General features: G+C 42.1%; 25 protein-coding genes. 20 read left to right on the plus strand and 5 right to left on the minus strand.

Features of this window, described 5'->3' with window-relative positions:
- On the minus strand, positions 1-734 hold a 734-nt coding region (locus tag AWV70_RS24625; RefSeq protein ID WP_235588673.1), incomplete at its 3' end, for a DUF418 domain-containing protein.
- Positions 735-880: 146 nt separating this feature from the next.
- Here AWV70_RS24625 and AWV70_RS13940 point away from each other — a divergent pair.
- The 9 genes from AWV70_RS13940 to AWV70_RS13980 all read left to right on the plus strand — a co-directional run bounded on the left by AWV70_RS13940 (position 881) and on the right by AWV70_RS13980 (position 12,654).
- On the plus strand, positions 881-1,594 hold the full coding sequence (locus AWV70_RS13940; protein WP_060208435.1) for a response regulator transcription factor: 714 nt from the start codon (positions 881-883) through the stop codon (positions 1,592-1,594).
- On the plus strand, positions 1,591-3,327 hold the full coding sequence (locus tag AWV70_RS13945; RefSeq protein ID WP_060208308.1) for a sensor histidine kinase: 1,737 nt from the start codon (positions 1,591-1,593) through the stop codon (positions 3,325-3,327). Before AWV70_RS13940 ends, AWV70_RS13945 begins: the two co-directional genes overlap by 4 nt.
- Before the next feature lie 505 nt (positions 3,328-3,832).
- Positions 3,833-4,840, plus strand: a complete 1,008-nt coding sequence (locus tag AWV70_RS13950) for a ketoacyl-ACP synthase III (protein WP_060208311.1) — start codon at positions 3,833-3,835, stop codon at positions 4,838-4,840.
- A gap of 51 nt (positions 4,841-4,891) precedes the next feature.
- On the plus strand, positions 4,892-5,317 hold the full coding sequence (gene fabZ / locus AWV70_RS13955) for a 3-hydroxyacyl-ACP dehydratase FabZ (protein WP_060208315.1): 426 nt from the start codon (positions 4,892-4,894) through the stop codon (positions 5,315-5,317).
- 983 nt (positions 5,318-6,300) lie between these two features.
- Entirely contained in the window at positions 6,301-6,921 is a 621-nt protein-coding gene (plsY, locus tag AWV70_RS13960; RefSeq protein ID WP_060208318.1) for a glycerol-3-phosphate 1-O-acyltransferase PlsY, read from the plus strand.
- A 214-nt stretch (positions 6,922-7,135) separates the two neighbouring features.
- A complete protein-coding gene (locus AWV70_RS13965) occupies positions 7,136-7,804 on the plus strand; it encodes a DNA alkylation repair protein (protein WP_060208320.1) in 669 nt (222 codons plus the stop codon).
- Positions 7,805-8,711: 907 nt separating this feature from the next.
- Entirely contained in the window at positions 8,712-9,737 is a 1,026-nt protein-coding gene (locus tag AWV70_RS13970; RefSeq protein ID WP_414714840.1) for an aminoglycoside phosphotransferase family protein, read from the plus strand.
- Between the two features lie 624 nt (positions 9,738-10,361).
- Complete coding sequence (locus AWV70_RS13975) at positions 10,362-11,066, plus strand: class I SAM-dependent methyltransferase (protein WP_060208324.1); 705 nt, start codon at positions 10,362-10,364, stop codon at positions 11,064-11,066.
- Between the two features lie 334 nt (positions 11,067-11,400).
- On the plus strand, positions 11,401-12,654 hold the full coding sequence (locus tag AWV70_RS13980; protein ID WP_060208327.1) for a DNA polymerase thumb domain-containing protein: 1,254 nt from the start codon (positions 11,401-11,403) through the stop codon (positions 12,652-12,654).
- A gap of 50 nt (positions 12,655-12,704) precedes the next feature.
- On the opposite strand, the gene AWV70_RS13985 is transcribed toward AWV70_RS13980, so the two are convergent.
- Positions 12,705-13,904: an MFS transporter gene (locus AWV70_RS13985; protein ID WP_060208330.1), complete on the minus strand. Its 1,200-nt coding sequence runs from the start codon at positions 13,902-13,904 to the stop codon at positions 12,705-12,707.
- 417 nt (positions 13,905-14,321) lie between these two features.
- Here AWV70_RS13985 and AWV70_RS13990 point away from each other — a divergent pair, with 417 nt between their 5' ends.
- The 6 genes from AWV70_RS13990 to AWV70_RS14015 all read left to right on the plus strand — a co-directional run bounded on the left by AWV70_RS13990 (position 14,322) and on the right by AWV70_RS14015 (position 20,157).
- Positions 14,322-14,654 carry a YolD-like family protein gene (locus AWV70_RS13990; RefSeq protein WP_060208332.1) on the plus strand — a complete coding sequence of 111 codons (333 nt, stop codon included), beginning with the start codon at positions 14,322-14,324 and terminating at the stop codon, positions 14,652-14,654.
- A gap of 74 nt (positions 14,655-14,728) precedes the next feature.
- Positions 14,729-16,483 (plus strand): ABC transporter ATP-binding protein, encoded by a 1,755-nt coding sequence (locus tag AWV70_RS13995; protein ID WP_060208335.1) that lies wholly within the window; start codon positions 14,729-14,731, stop codon positions 16,481-16,483.
- 5 nt (positions 16,484-16,488) lie between these two features.
- Positions 16,489-18,270, plus strand: coding sequence for an ABC transporter ATP-binding protein (locus AWV70_RS14000; RefSeq protein ID WP_060208441.1), 1,782 nt, complete (start codon positions 16,489-16,491; stop codon positions 18,268-18,270).
- A 254-nt stretch (positions 18,271-18,524) separates the two neighbouring features.
- Positions 18,525-19,235, plus strand: a complete 711-nt coding sequence (locus tag AWV70_RS14005; protein ID WP_060208340.1) for a cytochrome c biogenesis CcdA family protein — start codon at positions 18,525-18,527, stop codon at positions 19,233-19,235.
- Positions 19,236-19,310: 75 nt separating this feature from the next.
- Entirely contained in the window at positions 19,311-19,640 is a 330-nt protein-coding gene (locus tag AWV70_RS14010; protein ID WP_060208446.1) for a thioredoxin family protein, read from the plus strand.
- 22 nt (positions 19,641-19,662) lie between these two features.
- Complete coding sequence (locus AWV70_RS14015; protein ID WP_060208443.1) at positions 19,663-20,157, plus strand: CcdC family protein; 495 nt, start codon at positions 19,663-19,665, stop codon at positions 20,155-20,157.
- Between the two features lie 53 nt (positions 20,158-20,210).
- Here the strand turns inward: AWV70_RS14015 and AWV70_RS14020 are convergent, their stop codons facing one another.
- Positions 20,211-20,621, minus strand: coding sequence for a DUF2621 domain-containing protein (locus AWV70_RS14020; RefSeq protein WP_060208449.1), 411 nt, complete (start codon positions 20,619-20,621; stop codon positions 20,211-20,213).
- A 135-nt stretch (positions 20,622-20,756) separates the two neighbouring features.
- Here AWV70_RS14020 and AWV70_RS14025 point away from each other — a divergent pair, with 135 nt between their 5' ends.
- From AWV70_RS14025 to AWV70_RS14040, 5 genes are all read left to right on the plus strand, one after another.
- The gene (locus AWV70_RS14025; protein WP_060208343.1) at positions 20,757-20,975 is read left to right on the plus strand and encodes a DUF1659 domain-containing protein; all 219 of its coding nucleotides are present in this window, start codon (positions 20,757-20,759) and stop codon (positions 20,973-20,975) included.
- A 20-nt stretch (positions 20,976-20,995) separates the two neighbouring features.
- Positions 20,996-21,214, plus strand: coding sequence for a DUF2922 domain-containing protein (locus tag AWV70_RS14030; protein ID WP_060208345.1), 219 nt, complete (start codon positions 20,996-20,998; stop codon positions 21,212-21,214).
- 235 nt (positions 21,215-21,449) lie between these two features.
- Positions 21,450-21,578: a YvrJ family protein gene (locus tag AWV70_RS22960; RefSeq protein ID WP_082713631.1), complete on the plus strand. Its 129-nt coding sequence runs from the start codon at positions 21,450-21,452 to the stop codon at positions 21,576-21,578.
- A 109-nt stretch (positions 21,579-21,687) separates the two neighbouring features.
- A complete protein-coding gene (locus tag AWV70_RS14035) occupies positions 21,688-22,287 on the plus strand; it encodes an SCO family protein (protein WP_060208348.1) in 600 nt (199 codons plus the stop codon).
- A 27-nt stretch (positions 22,288-22,314) separates the two neighbouring features.
- Positions 22,315-22,974, plus strand: coding sequence for a lytic transglycosylase domain-containing protein (locus AWV70_RS14040; protein ID WP_235588674.1), 660 nt, complete (start codon positions 22,315-22,317; stop codon positions 22,972-22,974).
- Between the two features lie 167 nt (positions 22,975-23,141).
- Here AWV70_RS14040 and AWV70_RS14045 read toward each other — a convergent pair whose 3' ends face one another.
- Complete coding sequence (locus AWV70_RS14045; RefSeq protein WP_060208351.1) at positions 23,142-23,396, minus strand: GlsB/YeaQ/YmgE family stress response membrane protein; 255 nt, start codon at positions 23,394-23,396, stop codon at positions 23,142-23,144.
- 111 nt (positions 23,397-23,507) lie between these two features.
- Positions 23,508-24,053: a cysteine hydrolase family protein gene (locus AWV70_RS14050; RefSeq protein WP_060208354.1), complete on the minus strand. Its 546-nt coding sequence runs from the start codon at positions 24,051-24,053 to the stop codon at positions 23,508-23,510.
- Between the last annotated feature and the right edge of the window lie 41 nt (positions 24,054-24,094).

The following is a 24,094-nucleotide window of genomic DNA, read 5'->3' on the forward strand; positions in this document are numbered from 1 at the left end:
CCAATTAAGTAACGTTTTTTCCCTCGTTGTGGGTCGAAAAAGAACTTCTTTTTGGCGGCATACATTCCGAGTAAAAACATCGGGACAATCGTAATGGGCATAAGTAAAATAATCATCATCATTTCGCCTTCGCCCATACTTCCGCTAAGCGGATCTTCACTCGTATTGCGGTGCTCCATAATTTCCGTGTAAGAACCTGTTTGATAAATATTTGTTGTTTGCTGTATGTATGAGGCAAGTGCAGCCGGTTCAACGAGTGGTTCTTCCTCGGCAGGAAATAAATTCAAGCTAATAAGTGCGGAAAGTAAAACCAATCCCCAAATGAGCAATGTTTTTGCTTTACGGTTGACGAAGACGAGCAATATGATTCCCATCATGCCGTACATGAATAAAATATCGCCTTCCCACAGGAATGTCCCATGTAAAATGCCGATGATGATTAACAGACATGATCGCCTAAAGAGATGCCACTTCACTCTTAACTCTCTCCGTACGAACTGTTCCCGCATCATCATCATGGAATACCCGAATAAAAACGTGAAAATCGGCATAAAGCTTCCTTCAACTGCAATTTTTGTAAAAGCGTAAAATCCTTCATCGATCGCCGAAAGCGGGAATAAATGAATATCATCTTTGCCCCATATCCCGTATTGGAAAATGAGTAAATTGGCTAGTAGTATACCAAATAAGCTAACTCCCCGTAAGCCATCAATGACGTGAATCCGTTTCGTCATCTTTTTCTCCTCCTTTGGAATCATTTCCATCATAACTTTCGATGTTTTCGTCAGATGAACGGTTACCTTACGAATACCTTAATTTTCGTGTGATAAGGTAAGGTTCTGTTAAGCTTGCTATGATAGGATGAATTTAGGTGATGAGAATGGAAAATAGAAAAATATTATTAGTAGATGATGAGCAAGCGATTTTACAAATGTTGAAGATGGTGCTAACGAAGGAGAAATTTATGAATGTGTATACGGCTGAAACAGGGGAAGAAGCCTTACATGCCGTTCAAAAGTACAAACCGGATTTCATCGTGTTGGATGTCATGTTACCGGATCTGAATGGGTTTGAATTATGTACAAAAATCCGGATGTATACGGATGCCCATATTTTATTTCTTACCGCAAGGGTTTCGGATTTGGATATATTGACAGGGTTTGAAAAGGGCGGGGACGATTATGTGACGAAACCATTTAATCCGCTGGAAATCGTCGCGAGAATGAAAGCCCATTTAAAGCGTAAAGGAACGAGTGATGCGGCATCTCCTATTCCGAATGACAAAGTGCATCATTTTGGAGGTTTTATCGTCAACGAGGAAGCCGGGGAGCTAATTGTGGATGGGGTTGTGACGCCTTGTCCGGCGCAAGTTTTTTTGTTGCTCGTCCATTTTTCTCAAAACGTGAACCGGGTACTTTCGAAAGAACAATTATTTACAGCGGTGTGGGGATATGATTATATGGCAGATGATAATACAGTAATGGTTCATATAAGAAGAATCAGGGAACGCATCGAACCGAATCCGAGCAAACCTGTCCATTTGGTCACAGTGCGTGGGTTAGGCTATAAGTTAGTGAAGGAACCCGCAAGATGAATGTAAACCATAGATTGACGTTTCATTTCTTGGCCCAATTGATCATCGCTTTTATCGCGATGTTTTTGATTGTCATTTTGGCTATTATTTTATCGATGCATCTCATTACGAAAAGTGAATTGAAAACAAATCCACAAAAAGCAATCGTAGAAAATCTTCCTTATAGTTCTCACATTGGGGTAGATGGACAGATTGAGTTAAAGAAAGATTGGCAAAATGCTTTACTGGATCAGGAGATGTGGGTCCAAATTGTCGATCAGACAGGTGAGGTCGTGTATGCATTCAATACACCGGAACCTTTCCAACATTTTTATACGATGAATGATTTACTTTTAATAGAAAAAAAGAAGCGGTTGGACGATTACACAATAGATACATATTTTGAAACATGGGAACCGAAGCCGTATTACTACTTATTTGGCCATATCGAAACAAAGCAACAGTTATTGGATAGTTGGTTTGAAGTATATAGTGAAGGCGGTTTGGTAAGAGAGGATAAAAAAGATTCTCTAGAAAAAGTAGTGAGTGAGCATAAAGGGATGCTTGAAATTTATGAAGATGGAAAGGTAGTCGAGAGAATAGGGAAGCATCTTCCAGTGCCTGCCAACACATTGGATGTGGTCGGTAGTATTCATGCGCCGGGGAATTATGAAACGAAGGCATATGTAGTGAATGATACGGAGGGAAACAGTGCGTGGGTTTATCATGAAGTAAATGATGCATTTATGGATCAGCGGATTCGATTTTTTTCGAATCGAGAATTACAAACCTTTGTGATTGTCTTACTCATTACGCTCCTCGTTCCAGTGATTTTGTCCCTTTGGAATGGGTATCGTTACGGAAAGCCTTTACTGCTTTTTATGAATTGGTTAAAAATTGTGGAACGAAAGCAATATGAAGACGTGTTATCAGGAAATGAGTATAAAAAGATTTATAAGAAAAATGGGAAAGTGAAATTCCGGTATCGTTTATATAAGGATGTTTTTGAGTCATTTTCCAATATGTCAGAGAAACTTGCATTTGCTGAGCAGGAAAGAAAGCAGTTGGAAAAAACGCGTGAAGAATGGATGGCGGGCATTTCCCACGACTTGCGGACGCCTTTATCGAGTATCCAAGGATATGGCCATCTGCTGGCAAGCGGCCAATATGAGTATACAAAGGAAGAGCTGCAACAGATGGGGCAAGTCATCCGGGACAAATCGGACTATATGGTTGATTTGGTGAATGATTTTTCGCTCGTTTTTCAATTGAAAAATAGCGCCATCTCGATTCAGAAAGAACGGTTGGATCTTAATGAATTCACTCGCAGTATGGTCAATAAATATAAAGACGATTTCACGTTGACCCGTTATGATTTCTCTTTCGAACCAACCGATCAACCTTGTGACGTGAAGATTGATCCGAAATGGTTTGCACGTGTGCTCGATAATTTATTATCAAACGCGGTGAAGCATAATCCGCCGCATACGAAAGTACATGTGAGAATTATTTGTGAACATGGCGCAAAGATCATTAGGATTGAGGATAATGGAAAAGGGATGGACGTCTCATTCATTGATCATTTATTTACGCGGTATTATAGAGGGACGAGTACAAACGCACGGGCTGAAGGGGAAGGGCTCGGTATGAGCATTGCTTATGCAATAGTTGAATTGCACGGCGGCACGATTGAGGTGCAGTCGGAAGTGGGGGAAGGGACGACGGTTTGTATTAGACTGCATGGGTGCTCATAAAAGAATCTCCAAAAACGATTGACCGCTTCGATGTTTACGCGAAGCGGTCTTTTATATTCGCTAAGCTAGGAAAGAATGTATACATCCATGGGTGGGGATATCTCTTCTGAAATGAAAAATGCGTTCTGGGCAATCTTTTAGGTAAAGGTGATAAGGAATTTGCAATTGGGACTCCCACGGCTAAAGCCGCAAGCCCTAAATGTCATGTTGGCTGGCGCCTGAATCAGATGACGAAACGATTGAAGTACCTATCGATACAGGGTTGATAAATCACGAAAAAGAAGATGGGAGTCTAGCCAAGCGACAATCGATTAAACAAGCAACTAGACCAAGTGGGTTATTGTGTTTGGCTTACAACCGTTCACTTCTTAACGCGACAAGGGGACTAACAAACAGAGCAGAAGGTTTAATATTAAGAAGAGCCTTCTTTTTCTTGAAAAAAGGCTAAATGTGTTTATAATTAGTACCAAGTACTAACACTAACTTATAAATAGAGGTGAAGTGAATGGTAGGCGCAAGAATAACAGCTATAGGGACATATGTACCCGAAAGAAGGTTAACAAATTTTGAGCTTGAGCAAATGGTCGAAACAAATAATGAGTGGATTATTCAAAGAACAGGAATTCATGAACGAAGAATTAGCCGTCACGACGAATTTACAAGCGATTTATGTGTCTCTGCTGTAAAGGATTTAATGCATAGATATAATAAAAAGGTCGAAGATGTGGATATGATCATTGTGGCAACAAGCACACCAGATTTTCCATTCCCATCGGTCTCAAGTATCATACAGGACCAATTAAATATTTCTCAAACAGGAGCCATAGATTTAAGTGCGGCATGTGCAGGATTTGTGTATGCCTTGCATACAGCGCACGGTTTAATTTCTTCGGGACTTCACAAAAAGATACTAGTTCTCGGAGCAGATACGATCTCTAAAGTTACGGATTATACCGATAGAAGTACATGTGTTTTATTTGGCGATGGGGCTGGTGCAGTATTAGTCGAAAGGGACGAACAGTCAAATAGCTTCATTGGATTTCATTTAGGAAGTGATGGAAGAGGAGCGCAACATGTATATCGTTCTGGACTATCAAAAAAGGTCAATGGGATTGAGCTAATCGATACCCAATATCTTGTACAAAATGGTAGAGAAGTTTTTCGATGGGTTGCAAGGAATGTCCCCGATAGCATAAGACAGATTTTAGAAAAGACACAAATGGGTTTAGATCAAGTTGATTGGTTTATACCTCATAGTGCTAACTTAAGGTTGATAGAGCCAATTTGCGAAAAGCTAGAGTTCCCAATGGATAAAACTCTTTATAGCTTGGTCAAATTTGGCAATACCTCCGCTGCTACAATTCCTTTAGCTCTTGATCTTGGAATCCGGGAGAGAAGAGTCAAAAATGGCGATCGAATTCTTATGTACGGCTTTGGTTCCGGTTTAGTTCACGCTGGACAACTTTTAGAAATAAATTTAGACCAACAAATTAATGCACCAACGCCGTTGTGAAGTCTTTTGGCTATTTGCTAGAAAAATTATGACACAATGGAGGTTTTGATATTGTTAGATACCCAAAAAATTAAAGATGTTATCAGACATCGCTATCCGTTTCTTTTAGTGGATAGAATTTTGGAATTAGAAAAAGGAAAAAGAGCAGTAGGTATAAAAAATGTTACAGCAAATGAGAATTTTTTTAGTGGACATTTTCCGGGTTATCCAGTTATGCCAGGTGTATTAATTGTAGAAGCATTAGCTCAAGTAAGTGCAGTAGTAATGCTTACTAAAGATGGAAACCAAGGACGATTAGGTCTGTTAGCAGGCATAGATAAATGTCGTTTTAAAAAACAAGTAAGACCCGGTGATCAACTTCGTCTTGAGGTTGAAATTACTCGTTTAAAAGGCCCTATTGGGAAAGGGAAAGGAATCGCTACTGTGGATGGAGAATTAGTTTGCGAGTTAGAACTGATTTTTGCATTTGGCGATTAAAATACATTTGAATTACTACCATTTGTTTAAGGAAATTTATCTTTTCATCATGGCACAATGTCGTATATGTAAAGATAGTGGAGAAAGCTAGAGTGTATCGAGGAGGGGGATGTTTTTTGAAATTATTCTGTGTATGCTTGGGAAAGTTCGTGTTTGCGACAAACAGTGGATCGAGCCAATCCCGGCTCAAGTGTTTTAAAAAATCCTTCTCGACTGCTGGCTCAAGGTGAAATTGTAGGGATATTTCCAGGAACAAGAATTGAGGAGCAAACTGACAGTTGAATAATTTTTTTCTTTATTTACCCTGATAAATATGGAGAATTATCAATTTCAGTCCTCGTTTATTAATTTGGTTTAATGAGTAGCGACATTAAGGTTATTCATATCTTTTTTGGTTAATGTACCACATAGCTCCGAATATAGAAGCGAGAATTAGAATATCTCCAATTGACTGAAAAAGCGAATCAAATGATAAAACTAATCCAATAACACCAAACAATATAATTAAATACTTAATCATTCATTTTACACTCCTTAATTCTTTTACAAGAGCATACCGAAAAACAATCGAATTGTAAAATTTATCAAGTTTCCAACGATATGTAGTAAGGCATCTTATTTAGTACACTAAGATGCCTTACGACTGTATGCAATTATTAATTCCTATTTCAATAAGGGTTTAATTGATTTAGAGAGAAAAAGATTCGAGCATTTAGATAGCATTATTGATTACCTGGCTACTATCGGCTGTTCAGTTGAAGAAGTGAAAGTACCAGTTCAGCTAAATGCTAACTCGATGTTGAAAATAAAAAAGGATAGCTCAACTACGACAAATAAAGATATTGATACTTTTGAAGCGTGTGGATCAATGGGAACGCAGTGGATTTGATCCAGTTTCTTAAGATATAGTCAATACTTCCGTTAATATGCGCAGTTGTCATATGACGATTTGCCGTAAAAGTACTTGTGGGAGGAGAGTAAAGATGGATATTTTAAAGCTTTTTGTTGCCTTAGTTTTTGGTTACCTTTTAGGTAGTCTTAATACAGCAGTGATTGTAGGGAAAATATATGGTATGGACATAAGAAACCACGGAAGCAAAAGTGCCGGGCTTACCAATACTCTAAGGACACTTGGGAAAGCTGCTGCGGTATTTGTTCTTTTGGGAGATATATTAAAAGGGATAATTGCCTGTTTAATAGGATTGCTACTTGGCGTTTACTTTTATTCGGGAGGGGCGATGGATTCCGTAAGCCTTTTAGTGGCGGGTGCAGGAGCAGTTATAGGGCATAACTGGCCGATATATTTTAGGTTTAAAGGGGGAAAGGGAGCACTAACAGCAGTGGCTGTACTGTTTATGATTGACTGGGTTATGGGCCTTTTATGCCTTGGTTTTTTTGTAATAATAATTGCTTTAACAAGGTATGTTTCTTTAGGCACCATATTAGCTACAATGCTTATTGCGGCTATTTCATTTATTCCTGTTTTTGGGCATACCTTATATGTTACTATTTTTGTATGCCTACTGGCTCTTATGGTTATTGTTAGACACAGGGAAAATATACAAAGGCTGCTTTCAGGAACAGAAAATAAACTTGCTTTTTGATTTTTCGCAGCGTTGAGCATCTCACTTGTTCCTCAAACGGGCGTGCGATTGTTGAAGATCATACTAGCCCTAATTCCTTGGTTAAGATACGGAGGGGTTAGGCTTTTTGGGTATTCATGCGATGTGACTGCCTTTTTGGCAACCATATCTAACAAACTCATATTTCGTCAAGGACATATTATGAAACAGTGCTTTACTAAAGGAGTTGTATAAAATGAATGAAAATAAAAGTACAGAAATAAAACGCTTTTCAAAAGCAGAAAACATTCTACCACAGATCAATAATAAAACTAAGCTAGGCGACTTACGAAAAATCGCGAAGGACATTAAAAAAGATCACGAACTAGCTATGGAACTTTGGTCAACCGAGGAATTTTTGCCCAGACTATTAGCAATCTTAATTATGGACAAAAAACTTCTTTCACAAGATGTGCTAAATAAGCTTGATAAGGATATGCAGACTCACTCTTTTGATGAGCGAAATAACTTAATGGACTGGTTAATGGCTAATCAGCTTACGAAAGACAAAAAGAAAATTGCATTGATGGAGTCATGGGAAAATAGCCCTTCAGCTCTTCAAAGGCGAGCCTTCTGGTATTATCAAGCGCGATTGAGATGGACTGGACAAACACCGCCTGATAACACCGCAGACTTGCTATCTGCAGTAGAAGCTACTATTACGCAGGAAGAACCGGAAGTTCAATGGGCTATGAATTTCACCGCAGGCTGGATAGGCGTTTATGATGAAAAGAATCGTGCACGTTGTATTAAACTTGGTGAGAAAACGGGTCTTTACAAAGATGAGAAAGTAGCAAAAGGATGTACTCCCAGCTATTTGCCGGAGTTCATTACGATTGAAGTTAACAAACGACATAATAATTAGTTACCTCTGAAAAATTTATTAGGGTTTAATGCAAAAAATAAAGGAATTCAAAGCCTCAATATGAAAATTGTAATGGGCTTGGACCGAAAGATATAGAAAACAACGCTTTATGGCAGCTAGTTAGCTACATATGCAAGGAAGATGTATAGAATTAACCCACTATCTCTTTTTGATTTATAGGGCGCTTATCTTTAAGAAGAACAACTTTCCAGCTGCGCGGTACAACGATAACTATTCAATAGAAAAAAATCTTCCACAATCGGGCGCGATTGCGGAATAAGCGTCCCTTTTCCTATCAACGAACGGGTGCTTTACTTGAAGAACATTGGGCCACTAAGACGGATCAATGTTCTTATTGAACTAACGAAGCAGCATTCTTAAAAAACGGTACATCACATGTGCCGATTTAACTTGATTTGGTAAAGGTAAGTAGCAATAGAATTTTCCTGTAATCAAAATTTTCTATTGATTTCTCACGAATGGTTATGTCAAACTATAGAAGTGAAATTCTATCTCAATTTTTTCCTGCGAAAGGGGATGTTTTTATATGACTGCTTATATGGTATTGGTGGTTTCAACTTAACCGAATTTCAGGCATAGTATATTCCAATCTTTGATTATAGCTTGGAATGAGAGCAACCGGGTAGATCACCCGTGTTTTTTGCTGTGCCGTAAACAGTAACCTTTCATGAATACTGCTGTTAGCGGGATTCGATGAAGGTCGTATTCTTTTTTGATTACAAGCCGAATTTTGGCTTTTCTCCGCGAAACAGCAGCTTCTTTGGAGGCTGCTTGTTCGCGGTATTTTTATGCCCAAAAACAACTTTGATTTTTAGGAAAGGATTGGTTTAATCATTGATTTGAAACAATATGGCTATATCGAAGCCGAACAAGGGAGAAAAGGGGAATGCAAGAAATGAACAACCATGATGAAAGGTTTGTAAAGCCCGAAATACTGACGCTTGTTTTGAGTAAAATGCTCGACAATACGATAATCCGTGCAAATTATCAACTTAAAGAGTTGCAAGGCGGGACAGTAGGTGTTGTTCGGCTTGTAACAGGCATGGCTGAAACTTCTGATGGTAAACATCTGCCGTATAAGTTGGTTTGGAAAACACAGAAAAAATTTGAGCGTTATGGTGATCCAGATTCATGGCGTAGAGAATACGACCTCTATTCATCGGATTTTAAAACGGTTTTCTTCGATTCGTTCCGTTGGCCTGAGTGTTATCACGCTGAAATAAATGGCGATGAAATTCAACTGTGGATGGAATATATTGATGGTGTGTCAGGCGTACATTTGACCCCGGAAATGTATGAACGTATAGCTGAGGAATTGGGGCGATTTCAAGGCAAGTTGTACACTGAACGACCAAACTTATTGCAAACCTTGCCCAATTTAAGCAAGGTTGAGTTTATGAAAAACTACTATCAGCGATATCGGTCATGGGATGTTTTGTATGATTACATTCGCTCCGATGACTGCGAAATTCCGAAGCACTTGTGTAAAATGCTCATAGACTTAGATAACAATGCGAAAGAAGTATTCAGTCGGATTGAAAAGCTGCTAATAGTGCTTTGCCACAGAGATTTTTGGGTGGCAAATATATTCTATTCGGACAGTAGAATAGTACTTATCGATTGGGATACCGCCGGATGGGGGTACATGGGAGAGGATATTGCGAGTTTAATAACGGATGAAGCGGACGTTTGTCATATGGTTGAATACTACCAAAAATGCATTCCGGCGTATTACAGAGGTTTTACGGAATATGCGGATGTGTCCCATATCTCCGATCATTGTATGTACGAACTAATCCTTGTCATGTTTGGATACAGGCTTGTGGAGTGGTATAAATTCGCTAGGTCGCCCGAAGATAAAGCAATGCACCTTAATACCTTGCAAAAAATCCATGAGATGAGAGATATGTAGATAAGTATATTGCTTTAATTGAATAAGACGATACCACGAAATGGGACTTCTAAGTGATCTGAAGTCCCATTTTTTAATCGACATAAAACTTTAACAGAGTCTAATAAAAACGTTTCGAAAAAGTTGGGAATACACGTGTGATGGGATGGATGCCTTTTCATTTGTTGTAGTACAGGTCTAATAGACTGTATGTTAGCAGATTGCTTTCCACTCATCGTCTCATATTTGAAGAGAGACTGGGTACATCCCAAAAAAGTCATAAGTGAAAATTAGTTGTCGATTTAACAAGGAACACTCACTTTGTAACGAAACTATCATAAACTTAACACTTCTGCAACATATGTAATAATTAGACTCAGAAATTGAAAGTATACTTCTTTTCTAACAGCATTAACGATTGTTACCTAGCAATTTGAGAATGAGTAATACTATTACTCATAAGATTACTCTGAAACGAAATTAAGCACCTTTAGACATGTTAAATGGGTAAAAACTCCAATATACTCAGCATTTAAACAACTCTTCTTTTAATGTGTTATTAATCTAAATGAAACCAACTCCTTGAATATTCTAGATACAATTATCTATGTATTAAAGATTTTAATTGCGGAAGAGGGGACAGTTTTGAAGGAAACAATTAATAGCTATGAAGATTTATTAGTGATGTTAGACGCTTTATTACGTGAACCAACTAACTTTTGGGATGATTTCTATTCCAATCGTGAAAAAGGCATACCTTTTTTCGCCAATAAACCCGACGAAAATTTAGTTGGTTATTTCGAGAACGTGCTTACAGGAACTTCAGGAAAAGCACTTGAACTCGGTTGTGGACCAGGTAGGAATGCAATTTACTTTGCCGAAAAAGGATATGCTGTTGATGCAGTCGATTTATCAGGACAATCACTCCAATGGGCAATTGAACGAGCGGAAGAAAGGAATTTAAAGGTAAACTTCATCCGGAAAAATATTTTTGATCTCCAAATTGAAGAGGGATCATATGATGTTGTCTATGACTCAGGCTGTTTTCATCATATCGCTCCTCACCGAAGAATGAGTTACATAAATTTGGTGCGAAAAGCATTGAAACCGGGTGGTTACTTTGCAATCACTTGTTTTGTCCAAGGTGGTGAATTAGGGGGAGCAGACATTACTGATTGGGAAGTTTACAGATTACGAAGTCTTCAGGGGGGCTTAGGTTTTACTGGAGATCGATTAAGGACTATTTTTAAAGACTTTGAAGAAATAGAAATACGCAAAATGAAAGAAGTAGACCAAACAAATGAATTGTTTGGTGTTTCCGCCTTATGGACTGCTTTATTTAGAAAGTAATGGCTTTTAAGAGGTTGTCTGATGTTTGATTAGAACTTTTTCCGCTTAGCTTCTTTTCCACAATCGGGCGCGATTGTTAAACAAAGTTTCAAAATTGATTCAGATCTGAGGAATTACAGAGTGGGAAGTCAGTAATATGGCAGTGGAGTGAATATAAAAGGCATCTATTCTTAAATGGATAGATGCTTTTTATTATCACAACACGAGACTAAGAGACTATATTGCAACAGTCCACTTTCCATTTTTCCCAATTGGCAATAAGAACCATTGAATAAGAACATTAGTTCCAACTATACTATATAATACAGAACGGATGTTCCTGGAGGGATACGCTATGTATGAGAATTTGCCGGACAGGAAAATCGTATGCCTCGATATGCGGAGTTTTTACGCAAGTTGTGCAGCTGTAATGGAAGGGCTTGATGTCATGGATACGCCTATCGCCATCATTGGCAATAAAGAACGGAAGGGAGGCATCGTTCTAGCTGCTTCTCCCGCTTTGAAGAAGGAATTTGGCGTGCAGACCGGAATGCGGCTTTATGAAATCCCGGATGACCCATCCATACGGCTAATCGAGCCGAAAATGCAGTTTTACATCGATGTTTCAATGGAAATCGCCAAAAATTTAAACCGCTACGTGCCGAAAGAGGCGATCCATGTGTACTCCGTAGACGAAAGCTTCATTGACTTAGGTGGAACCGAGCGGCTATGGGGCGACCCTGAAGAGACGGTCAAAAGGATTCAAGATGAACTTGTCAGCCAATACGAGCTTCGATCCGCCTGCGGGATGGGGCCGAATATGCTGATGGCAAAGCTGGCACTTGACTTGGACGCGAAAAAGACCGGCTTCGCCCGCTGGACATACGAAGATGTACCGTCCAGGCTATGGCCGGTCGCCCCGCTCAGCCGCATGTGGGGCATCGGCAGCCGGCTCGAAAGGACGCTGAACAATATGGGGATCTTCTCAGTAGGTGATTTAGCCCATACGCCTCTCGAACGGCTTGAAACGAAATTCGGCGTCATGGGCAATCAATTGTATCATCATGCGCATGGCATCGACTTGTCCGACCTCGGTGCTCCGCTCATCGAAGGGCAGATCAGCTATGGAAAGGGACAGATTCTATACCGCGATTATACGAAGCGGGAAGACATCCTCGCTGTCATTCTCGAAATGTGTGAAGACGTCGCATTGCGGGCGAGGGAAGCGGGTAAAGCGGGACGCACAGTTCATTTGTCGATCGGCTATTCGAAGAATTCACTAGGAGGGGGGTTCGGCCGCTCCCGTTCAATGCATGAAGCTACGAACGATACGATGGCCATTTACCGACTTTGCAAGAAGCTGCTCGACGAATTCCACGACGGTCGACCCGTACGGCGCATCGCCATTAGTCTGGCAAATCTCGAAAACGAATATGCCATGCAGCTCAGCTTTTTCGATGAGCATAAATGGCGCAATCGCCAGCTCGGAAAAGCAATGGATTCATTGCGCAAAAAATACGGCTCCACAGCTGTGTTGCGAGCAGTTTCCTACACAGACGCAGGAACCGCCGTCCACCGCTCCCAACTCATCGGCGGGCATTACAAATAACCTACGTGAAAAATACCCGACTTGCGCTGAAGCCGGGCGGTCCATCTCTTTTATTTTTTCACAGGTAAATGGCGGCGTTGCCGATAGATATGGGTGGAAGCTATAAGCAATAATACACCCGCTAAGAAATACGTAATCCGCACATCCCATAGTTCAGCCAACAGACCGAAAACTAAAGAACCAATCGCAAATAGAAGGGAAACAATCGTGCTTTGCGCCGCAAAAATTTTAGGAAGCTCTTCTGAAGTAGCGTTTTGCTGCAACAAAGTCTCTGTCGCAATCCCTTTCAGCTGTTGGAAGATGCCACTGAAACAGACGATCACAAGCGATAACCAACCAATCTGCGTAAAACCGAAAAGAAAGGTGATGATGCAAATGCCGAAAGAAGAAATTAGCAAAATCGGCCTCAATCTTTTCTCGGCTGAAGCAGCGAAACGGGAAAAAAGAATCCCGCCAAGCAGCATGCCTACAAAAAATGCCGTATTGATATAGCCCCACCAAGCCTCTGACTGTCCAAGAACTTCGGTTACAAAGACATAGAGGATGGAAGCGATCCATACGACGTTGGCAATCGCTTCAAATGCTATAAGAATATGGAGGCTTCTATAAAGGCGATGTCTCCATATGATCTTCCAGCCTTCTGTCAACTCATCGCAACGACGGACGGAAGAGTCCTTTCTCTTGAAGTCGGTAGCATCGACTATATTCATCAAAAGGATGGTAGCTGCTACATAACATCCAAACGTAAGCACAATAACAAGCTGCCCGCCTAAAAAAGCAACAAGCAAACCGCCAAGTGCCCAGCCACCTAAATTGACCGTCTCATACACGATGGAAAAAAAGCTATTCGCTTTCACAAGTTCATGCGAAGGAACAAGACGTGGCAGCATAGCCTGGCTCGCCGGCGCAGCCCAGCCATCCAAAAATGCAATCACTAGCACGAAGGCCAATACGACCGGTACGACAGGCGCAAGTACAAAAGTGATCACTGACAGCACACCCAACGCAACAGTCTTGAAGGCTTGCGAATAAACGAGCAATTGTTTCAACGGATAACGATTGATCAGCAAAGGTGAAAACAATCCACTGACAAAACGGCCGACCATATTGATAAAAGGCACTAAAGCCAATACAAGTGGTGATTCTGTAAGGCTATATAAAATTGAAATCAGCCCGACAATATAAAAGATATCTCCTGCATTCGCCAATACCTGGCTAATCCATAAAAACCGGAAAGACCTGTTTTTCATTCTCACTACCCCTTTTATAATCAAATTGATTCTGATTACTACAGGGCAGGTTTTACACTCGTCTAACTCCTCCTTATCGTAAAGCAACCATCCTTTGGAAGCATAAAGCAAGTTGAAAAATTGAAATTGAAAAAGCTTAAGGCAGGGAGTGAGAATGAAAGCGAAGGCATTATAGATGTTCGTTTTTGTTGATTGTTTTCATCTATTATAGTGGCCTGTTGAATAATTTCCAAGGGTTAACATAATTGATCTTTTAAATATATTGTACTCCTGAAGGATTGGAGCGGAGAGCGGCGACTCCTGTGAAAGCCGTCACGCAGAACGGCTTTTGCGACCAAAAGCGAAGCGTTGGGAGCAGGCTATGGCGTCCGCCTGAAATGGAAATCCGGTTATTAAATATTTAAAGGAGATGATCTGATGATCCGTGACCGAGGACGCATCAAATGGACGGCGATGATGCTGCCTGAACATGTCGAACAGCTGAGGGAATGGCAAAAGGAAGACGAACTGCAAATCAGGCAACAGCCCGACGAACAGCAACTCGAACAATGGAACTATCAAATCCACGAAGCTGCAGAAAGGAACTTACAAATTTCCATCCATTATTGGGACAATGAAAAAGTAACGGAAGGTAAAGGCTACATCCAAAAAATCAACATGTTGAACGGAACGCTGCACCTCATTTCCGACAACGGCGAAACACATCGAATTCCATTTGTCCATCTAAAAAGTATTTCAGAAACCGAATAATTTAGGTTTCGTAGCTTTTCTATTGTCCGGACTTTTGATAGACTATTCAAAGATAGAGAAAAAGGGGGATTACTTTGAAAGTTTTACTGCAGCTTGGCTGGTTTTTCAAACAACGGAAGAAACAATATGGACTCGGCGTCGCAGCACTTGTGTTCGTCTCCTTATTGAATTTACTTCCTCCGAAAATCATCGGTTTGATCGTCGATGATATTACGGACGCCACATTGACAGCTTCCGAGCTGACGAAGTGGCTCATCATCTTGGCGATTGCGGGGGTACTCATGTATCTGTCACGCTATTACTGGCGTGTCATGATCTTCGGCTCCGCAGTTTTGCTGTCACGCACGATGCGTGAGAAATTATTCAATCATTTCACAAGGATGTCACCTTCTTTTTATCAAAAGAGACGGGTCGGCGATTTGATGGCCCATGCGACAAACGACATCAACGCCGTTCAACAGACGGCGGGAATGGGAATTTTGACGCTTGTCGACTCCATTTCCACAGGCGGTTTCGTCATCTTGACGATGGCGCTGACGATCAACTGGAAATTGACAGTCATTGCACTTATTCCGTTCCCATTCATGATTTTCCTGACAAGCTATTATGGAAGATTGCTGCGCAAGCGGTTCCGCTTTGCACAAGAGGCATTCTCCAACCTGAATGATAAGACGCAGGAAAGCATTTCTGGCATTAAAGTAATCAAAACATTTGGACAGCAAAAGGAAGATATTGAAGATTTCACGGATCTATCGACGGATGTCGTCGCTAAAAATATGAGAGTGGCGAAAGTGGATGCGCTTTTCGATCCGACGATCACAGGCATCTTTGCGGTGTCTTATATTCTAGCTTTCTACTTCGGAACAAAATTCATCATCGCAGGGGATATGTCTATCGGTGATATGGTGGCGTTCAGTACATACCTGGGACTGCTTGTATGGCCAATGCTCGCTTTCGGATTCCTATTCAATATCGTAGAACGCGGAAATGCTTCCTATAGCCGTATTACAGAACTACTATCCATTGCTCCGGATATTAAAGACGTCACAGGGGCTATCGATCGCCGTCCGGAAGGGGATCTTCACTTCGACATCGATGAATTCAAATTCCCGGATGATCAAAGCCCGGCGCTCCGCAATGTCCATTTCACGTTGAAACGCGGAGAGACGCTCGGCATTGTCGGAAAGACCGGCTCAGGGAAAACAGCAATTTTGAAGTTATTGTTGAGAGAATTCGAAGGATATAAAGGAAGCATCGTCTATGGCGGGCATCCGATCAACCAATACAAGCAGCAGCGTTTGCGCGAGTCGATCGGTTACGTGCCGCAAGATCATTTCCTATTTTCGACAACGATTGCAGAAAACATTGCGTTCACTAATCCGAAATTGGATCGGGAAGAAATTTATGAAGCAGCAAGGCTTGCCCATATCCATGACGACATTATGGGGTTTGCTGAAGGCTATGAGACTGTCGTTGGAGAACGTGGTGTTTCGTTATCCGGCGGCCAGAAGCAACGGGTATCCATTGCCCGTGCGCTGATCATGCAACCTGAATTGCTCATTTTGGACGATTCGCTGTCCGCGGTCGATGCAAAAACCGAAGAAGCAATCCTCGAGTCGCTGAAACGGACACGGACAGGCGAGACGACAGTCATCACGTCGCACCGATTAAGCGCCATCCAACATGCGCATAAAATAATCGTCATGCATGAAGGGACGATTGTCGAGGCGGGCACTCATGAAGAATTGCTTGCACTAGACGGTAAATATAAAGAAATGTATGACTTGCAGCAATTGGAAGTGCTTGTCGAGCAAGGAGGGGAAGAGTAATGCAGATGGAAAAACAGCCCAAATTGACGGCGAAGGACCAATGGATCGTATTCAAGCGGTTGATGCGCTACGCAATTCCGCATAAGGTGAGCATCTCAATTGCTTTGTTCTTCCTTGTTTTGACGATAACGGGAAGCATTGTCGGCCCGCTTATCATCCAATCATTCATCGATGATTATCTGACACCGCATAACTTCCCGAAAAATGAAGTAATGACGCTTGCGCTCGTCTATATCGGGTTGCAGATCTTCATTGTCGTTGTGTCATATTTTCAACTGCTTCGTTTTCAGGACATCGCTCTAAAGATCATTCAACAAATGAGGATCGATGTGTTCTCGAAAGTCCAAGGGCTCGGAATGCGTTATTTTGACAGGACGCCGGCCGGGAGCATCGTGTCGCGTGTGACAAATGATACGGAATCGATCAAGGAAATGTTCGTCAGCGTCGTTGTCACGTTCCTGCAAGCGATTTTTGTCATTATCGGCGTCTATATCGCGCTGTTTTCACTTGATGTTAAACTATCGTTTGCTTCCATGGTGCTCTTGCCGTTGTTCTTGGCGATCATCATCGTTTACCGCCGGTACAGTGCCGATTTCTATCAGGATATCCGTGAGAGATTAAGCCAATTGAATGCCAAAATCGCCGAATCGTTATCAGGCATGGGCATGATTCAAGCATTCAGGCAAGAAGAACGGTTGGCAAGTGAGTTTGATGATATCAACGAAGGTCATTATCGTGCCGGTATGCGGAATATCAAATTCGATAGTGTGCTGTTAGGGCCATTCATCGACTTGCTCTACGCACTCGCCATCGTTTGCGTCCTCGGGTATTTCGGATTCATGTCATTGGACAGTGCTGTCGAGGTAGGGGTCATCTATGCATTCACGACGTTGATCGGCCGTTTATTCCAACCGGTCCAGCAAGTGATGCAACGGATGTCCATCTTCCAGCAAGCGCTAGTTTCGGCGTCACGCGTATTCAAGTTGATGGATGACCCGGATATGGAGCCTGCGCAACAGGAAACAAAGCATAAGGAAATCCAAAAAGGGACAATCGAATTCCGGAATGTAACGTTTTCCTATGACGGCAAGAACGATGTGCTGAAAAACATTTCCTTCACCGCAAATGCCGGTGAAACAGTCGCATTGGTCGGTCATACGGGAAGCGGAAAGAGCTCCATCATCAATCTCCTTATGAGGTTCTATGAATATGGTCAAGGAGAAATCCTTATTGACGGAGTCTCATTGAAAGACTTGCCAAAGGCGGAACTGCGGAAAAAGATTGGGCTAGTCCTTCAGGATCCATTCCTGTTCTATGGAGATATCGAAAGTAATATCCGTCTTCATAACGAAGGGATGTCCTCAGAAGAAGTACGTGCTGCCGCCGAATTTGTCCAAGCGAATGAATTCATTGAGAAACTTCCGGATAAATATTCACAGAAAGTGACAGAGCGTGGGTCGACTTTCTCAAGCGGGCAGCGCCAACTTGTCGCATTCGCACGGACAATCGCGACAAACCCGAAAATTCTCGTGCTGGATGAAGCGACTGCAAATATCGATACGGAAACGGAAGTTGCCATCCAAGCAAGCTTGGAGAAAATGCGGAAGGGACGTACGACAATTGCCATCGCCCATCGGTTGAGCACAATTCAGGACGCGGAACTGATTCTCGTCCTCCATCAAGGCGAAATCGTCGAACGCGGAACCCACCAGCAATTGCTTGCGCAAAAAGGATTGTATTATATGATGTACCAGCTTCAAAATGGAATTATGGATGACGCGATATAAGTGATAGACGGACCGGCTTGCATGCATTGATCACACAATGCGAAGCAAGCTGGTTTTTATTGGCCACAAATGATAAATTAAAAACTTATCGGTCATTTCCCAGCAGATATCGATCAAACCAGAGAAGATATCGGTCATTTCGGGACCTTCGACTCATCTGATTTTGCTTGTCATAAACATTTCACAGTTCAAATCAGCGAATTTTCCCTTCAGATTTGATACGATGGGGTGAGAAAAATGAAGGGGAGAGAATGATGGCTACTGATTTAAATATATTTTTAGCATTTGGCGCAGGGTTTCTCAGTTTCATATCGCCTTGCGTCCTGCCATTGTATCCGGCATTCATATCTTATATCACCGGTATGTCGATCGAAGAATTGAAAACGGATTCGAAACGGATGAACCGGAATGGTATGCTCCATACGCTTTTCTTTTTACTCGGTTTTTCGGTTGTATTCGTCTTTTTAGGATTTAGTACATCATTTGTCGGCAATTTCTTCATACAATACAAAGATCTGCTCAGACAAATTGGTGCGATTTTCATCGTATTGTTCGGGCTTATGGTCATCGGGTTGTTTACACCGAAGTTTTTAATGCAAGAGCATCGGCTGCAATTCAAAAATCGTCCTGCCGGTTATTTAGGGACAGCTTTGATCGGGCTTGCATTTTCTGCAGGATGGCAACCGTGCATGGGACCGATCATCGGGGCAATCATCGGACTGGCGGCAGCGAATCCTAGTTCCAGTATGTTATACATGATGATGTATGTACTCGGTTTCGCGATTCCGTTTTTCGTTTTATCGTTTTTCATTACACGGCTTGGCTGGATTCGCAGAAACAGCAATCTAATCATGAAAATCGGCGGTTATATCATGATCGCCTTTGGACTGTTGCTGTTCTTTGACGGTATTGTTTTCCTAACAAGCTTACTAAGCCCGATATTCGGAGATTTCCAAGGGTTTTAATGTTTTAATGAACAACCGAGCCTCCGAGCATTTCGCTTGGAGGCGTCATTGATTTTGGAAGTGGAGGTGCTGCCGATGAAAGAGATTGGATCTTTTGAACAATGGCTGGATATCACGGCGAGTGAGCCGCAGCTATTATTGTTTGTGAAAACGGATCATTGCTCCGTCTGCGAAGGGCTTTATCCGCAAGTGGCTGGACTTGAAGAAGAATATCCATTTCCGTTTTATAAAGTGAATGCGGCACAAGTCCCTCAGATGGCGGGACAGCTCGCCTTATTCACAGCCCCGGTCGTTCTTCTGTTTCAAGAAGGGAAGGAAACTGCCAGGTTTGCCAGGTTCGTTCCGATGGAGCAGCTGAAACATCGGATGGATGAGTTGGTGGAGTGGGGGAAGGGTCATGCTTAAACTTCAGGAGATTATTGATTTCATTTTCGATGAAATTCCGTCTGTCTACTTGATTGTAGGCTCAACACTATTGTTCCTATTCATGGGAACGCTAGCGTTCATCGTGCGGACAAAAGCGGCGAAAAAACCGATTTCACCGAAAAGAATCATTTTGCCGCCACTGTTCATGTCGACAGGGGCGCTTATGTTTTTATTTGAAGAATTCAGGGTGCCATGGACACAAGTTTTTGAATCGCTCTTTGTCGGAATGCTATTTTCAATTGTGTTAATCAAAACGACAAATTTTGAAGAAAAGGATGACAAGTTATATGTCAAAAAATCCAGAGCTTTCTTATTCATCCTATTCGGCCTGCTCATTGTACGTTTTGTCGCGAAATTGATATTAAGCAGCTCCATCGATGTCGGTGAGCTCGGCGGCATGTTCTGGATATTGGCATTCGGCATGATTGTCCCATGGCGCATCGGAATGCTTGTAAAATATTATAAACTGGAAAATACCATTGAAAAAACCTCCTAATTTAATAGGAGGTTTTTTCAGTCACGTCTAGACTCCGGTCACCTCCACTTTTGTTAATCAAACAAATGCTCGTAAGGTGTGATATCGATTTCCATGGAGTCTAATTTTCTGCGTAGAAATTTATGGTCGCGTTTTGGAGTGGCGACGATGTAACCGCGGATAATATGATCAAAGCCTATTGTTTTTGCACGGTCTTCCAACGCGATTTGGCCGATTTTAGCGCCGATTTTCTGTTTCGCTACATCGCGGAATAATTCCGGAACGGGGCTGACGAGTTCATTCAATAAAACTTTTGCTTCCTCATTCCAGAGATGAATGGATTCATTCACATAATGTTCTTCCCAGTCAAGCGTCGATTTACCGTCTGCCTTCGGAAACACTTTAAGGAATTTGCGGAACATGAAAAAGCCGCCGATTCCGAAAAGACCGATCAGGACGACACACCAAAAAATGATGAACCACATAAAAAAATCTTGCAACTGTCTTCACCTCTTCCATTCTATTTCCCATTATAAGAGCATTTGCAAAAAAATACACGGACAAAGTATCCTTTCTTCCTTTCCGGGTCTATATAACGTATGAAAGGAGGGAGAAAGCAAATGGCGACAATCGAATTCAGGCATGCAGTCGGAAAAGTGTATTTCGACGGCGGGATGACAGAAGATGGGAAAATGATCCGCAAATCAAAAACCTATCGCAATGTGACAGAAGGAGCAACTGCAGAAAATCTGTATGAAGCTCTTTCACAATTGGCACAGCTGTCCGAGTATCCGTTCATCGGAGCGGAGAAAGTGGAAACAGCAGACATTATGAACTAATGGAAAAGGGGGAATGAGAAATGGCGAAAACATTACAATTGAACTTCACGACAGCAGAAGGTAAGCAGACATCGCTTAGCGTGGATGAACCGAAAGAAGGGCTGACACCTTCGGAGGTGGAGGCTGCAATGCAACAAATCATCGCTTCAGGTATATTTGAGGTGGATGGTTCTCCTCTCGAAACGGCGAAAGGCGCACGTATTGTGGAACGGACGGTAACCGAACTTGTAAAAGCATAACCTGTAGTTGGCTCCCAGCTCCGCACTGGGGGCCTTTTCAAATTCGGTAATCCAGCTACGGGCGCCCTACTAATGCCTTAATTTCTGCAAAAACCGCAGAAATACGGCCAATCGAACCCTTCGCCGTTCGATTGGCTCGGGGTCATAAGTCGTTGCCGCAGGATGCGGCGGACTTAGACTGCGAACCTCTGCTAGGCAGACGCCCTTCACTTTATAAGAGAGGAGAGGTTTCATTATGGAACAATGGCTAGAGCTCATACAGCAGATCGGATTTCCAATCTTTGTTTCTTTTTACCTGCTGCACCGTCTTGAAACGAAACTGGAAGCGATCCACAATGCGCTTGTTTCATTAAATGTGAAATGAACTTCACTGAAACGTCAATGATTGGACAAGAACGATGGAGCTGTGCGGTTGTTTGATATGGATGCATCCACTATGATAAAGTAAGTATGGAAAGTGGAGGAGTCTGCATATGCGTAAAAAAATTTTTCTATCATCGATCATGTTACTCATGTTATTATTGAGTGCGTGTTCAATGGGCGGATTCAAAGCGGATCATAAGTATAAGATCGACCCGTTCGAATTCACGAATCAGCATAACGAGAAAGTCTCTCTCGACGAATTGAAGGGGACTGTCTGGATTGCCCAGTTCGTCTTTACGAACTGTGAAACTGTCTGTCTGCCGATGATGGCAAATATGACAGACTTGCAGAAAATGCTGCAGGACGAAGGTGTCGAAGATTATAAAATCGTATCCTTCAGCGTAGATCCTAAAAATGACACGCCTGAGGCTTTGCAAGAGTACTTGGATGCATTCGACCCTGTCGATCAAAGCAAATGGGAAATGTTGACCGGATATAGCCAAGAAACGATTGAAAACTTGGCGATCGGATCTTTCAAGACATTCGTCAGCAAAACGCAAGGCGTAGACCAAGTCACCCACGGTACTGCATTCAGCTTGATCAATAAAGACGGAGTGTCAGTAAAGACGTATAGTGGTGCGGAAGAAGTTCCTTATGAGGAAATTGTGAAAGATATGAAAGCGCTCATCAAAGAAGAGCCTAAATCGTAACGACTTTAAACGGAAAAGGGTGGTGCAGTGAAAAAAAAGAAAAAGGGGTTATCCATCAAAACGAAAATTCTCATGATCGTTTTGCTCATCCCTGTTGCTGTAACCACCTTCACCTTATCAGCCATCATTTGGGCAGGCATCCAAAATCCCGAGCTTATTAAAAAATCTGCAAGCACTTTACTGGAGTTCCAAGATCGGCATACAGCTTTGGCTATTCCAGAGGAGTATATTCCGATCTATAAGGCGGCTGCAGAGGAGTATGGGATTCCTTGGACGCTTCTTGCCGCCCATCATCGGATTGAAACCCGGTTTTCAACCATGGATCCTTTATTATCTCCAGCAGGTGCTGAAGGGCATATGCAGTTCATGCCCTGTACATTTGTAGGCTGGGGATATCCAGGCTGTGAAGGGCTTGGAAAAGGGAATATACCAGAAAAGGACAAGACCGATCCTGCTGTTATTCAAAAGTATGGCGGGTACGGGGTAGATGCAAACGGGGACGGAATTGCCGATCCATTTGATATTGAAGATGCGATATTCAGCGCAGCACATTATTTGTCCAAAAGCGGAGCAGCCGACGGAGAGATTGAAAAGGCGGTCTTCCATTACAATCATAGTGATAAATACGTTGAAGACGTATTATGGTTCTTCAATGAATTTGAAACCCAAAGGCTTGAAAGCGAATAAAAAGAACGTCAAGAGATTTTCTCTTGACGCTCTTTTTTTACAATCATGTCCAGACTCCGGGCGCTAGTGGCTCGGGGTCATAAGTCAAAGCCGCTTTGTGGCAAAAAGCGCCACGCCGCATCTTTATCTTATGCCTGTCGCCCCTTAGCGAGCGCCCTACGCTTTTCTTATGTTGCTTTACGCATCGATTTCATAATCAAGCTCACAATAAACACGAGGATAATCGCACCGAGCAACGCAGGAAGGATGTAGAAGTCCGAAACTTTAGGACCCCATGATCCAAGCAGCATGCCGCCAATCCAAGCACCGATAATACCTGCTATGATATTGCCGATGATTCCGCCTGGAATGTCCTTTCCTAAAATTAGGCCTGCAAGCCAACCGATAACTCCACCGATAATTAGAAACCAAATAAAGCTCATTTGCTCCATCTCCTTTTTAGTGATTCATAATTGCTTATGTAGTATTTGAATATCCGTTAATTCCATACATTAAACATCTATCGCAATGGAATCACTAAAAAAGATAATGCATTAGTGGATGACTTTTGCTCCTAACGTCTTTTCAAAATGTCGAAGCGCCCATTCATGGCCCGCAGGATCAAAGCTGGCTACACCTTTTTCATGGACAACGATGTCAAAGCCTCGATTATAGGCATCGACCGATGTATGAAGAATACATATATCGGTACAAACCCCGACAAGGTGCAATTCAGTTATCCCGCGTGCCCGCAGTTGCAATTCAAGATCGGTTCCTGCAAATGCGCTAAAACGCGTTTTATCCATCCAAATGATTTGATCTTTATTCTCCGCGTACAAAGTGTGCAACGAACCATACGGATCCCGCCCTGCAGTGCCTTTAATATTATGGGGGGGGAAAAGTTTCGTTTCAGGATGAAATGGATCATTTTTTTCGTGAAGATCGACGGGCATGATGACGAGATTCCCTTCAGCTAAAAATTCCTTTGTCAAGTCGACAATATACGTTTCCAGGTCGATACCGTGTTGACCGCACGTCAATGCGCCATCCTCCGCAACAAAATCATATGTGTAATCAATTACTAATAATGCCTTTTTCAATAACCTCACTCCCTTTAGCTAATCTTCCCTTCCATCATGCC

The sequence above is a fragment of the Sporosarcina koreensis genome, assembly GCF_001531445.1.
In the GTDB taxonomy this organism is placed as follows: domain Bacteria; phylum Bacillota; class Bacilli; order Bacillales_A; family Planococcaceae; genus Sporosarcina; species Sporosarcina koreensis_C.

What these genes read in the sequence shown, in the direction of transcription:
- AWV70_RS13950 (WP_060208311.1), top strand. Translation starts at nt 3,833, where the DNA reads ATGGTAGGCGCAAGAATAACAGCTATAGGGACATATGTACCCGAAAGA.
- AWV70_RS13980 (WP_060208327.1), top strand. Translation starts at nt 11,401, where the DNA reads ATGTATGAGAATTTGCCGGACAGGAAAATCGTATGCCTCGATATGCGG.
- AWV70_RS14035 (WP_060208348.1), top strand. Translation starts at nt 21,688, where the DNA reads ATGCGTAAAAAAATTTTTCTATCATCGATCATGTTACTCATGTTATTA.
- AWV70_RS13945 (WP_060208308.1), top strand. Translation starts at nt 1,591, where the DNA reads ATGAATGTAAACCATAGATTGACGTTTCATTTCTTGGCCCAATTGATC.
- AWV70_RS14020 (WP_060208449.1), bottom strand. Translation starts at nt 20,621, where the DNA reads ATGTGGTTCATCATTTTTTGGTGTGTCGTCCTGATCGGTCTTTTCGGA.
- AWV70_RS13965 (WP_060208320.1), top strand. Translation starts at nt 7,136, where the DNA reads ATGAATGAAAATAAAAGTACAGAAATAAAACGCTTTTCAAAAGCAGAA.
- AWV70_RS14000 (WP_060208441.1), top strand. Translation starts at nt 16,489, where the DNA reads ATGGAAAAACAGCCCAAATTGACGGCGAAGGACCAATGGATCGTATTC.
- AWV70_RS13985 (WP_060208330.1), bottom strand. Translation starts at nt 13,904, where the DNA reads ATGAAAAACAGGTCTTTCCGGTTTTTATGGATTAGCCAGGTATTGGCG.
- AWV70_RS13940 (WP_060208435.1), top strand. Translation starts at nt 881, where the DNA reads ATGGAAAATAGAAAAATATTATTAGTAGATGATGAGCAAGCGATTTTA.
- plsY (WP_060208318.1), top strand. Translation starts at nt 6,301, where the DNA reads ATGGATATTTTAAAGCTTTTTGTTGCCTTAGTTTTTGGTTACCTTTTA.
- AWV70_RS13970 (WP_414714840.1), top strand. Translation starts at nt 8,712, where the DNA reads ATGCAAGAAATGAACAACCATGATGAAAGGTTTGTAAAGCCCGAAATA.
- AWV70_RS14005 (WP_060208340.1), top strand. Translation starts at nt 18,525, where the DNA reads ATGGCTACTGATTTAAATATATTTTTAGCATTTGGCGCAGGGTTTCTC.
- AWV70_RS22960 (WP_082713631.1), top strand. Translation starts at nt 21,450, where the DNA reads ATGGAACAATGGCTAGAGCTCATACAGCAGATCGGATTTCCAATCTTT.
- AWV70_RS13990 (WP_060208332.1), top strand. Translation starts at nt 14,322, where the DNA reads ATGATCCGTGACCGAGGACGCATCAAATGGACGGCGATGATGCTGCCT.
- AWV70_RS14045 (WP_060208351.1), bottom strand. Translation starts at nt 23,396, where the DNA reads ATGAGCTTTATTTGGTTTCTAATTATCGGTGGAGTTATCGGTTGGCTT.
- AWV70_RS14025 (WP_060208343.1), top strand. Translation starts at nt 20,757, where the DNA reads ATGGCGACAATCGAATTCAGGCATGCAGTCGGAAAAGTGTATTTCGAC.
- AWV70_RS14030 (WP_060208345.1), top strand. Translation starts at nt 20,996, where the DNA reads ATGGCGAAAACATTACAATTGAACTTCACGACAGCAGAAGGTAAGCAG.
- AWV70_RS14010 (WP_060208446.1), top strand. Translation starts at nt 19,311, where the DNA reads ATGAAAGAGATTGGATCTTTTGAACAATGGCTGGATATCACGGCGAGT.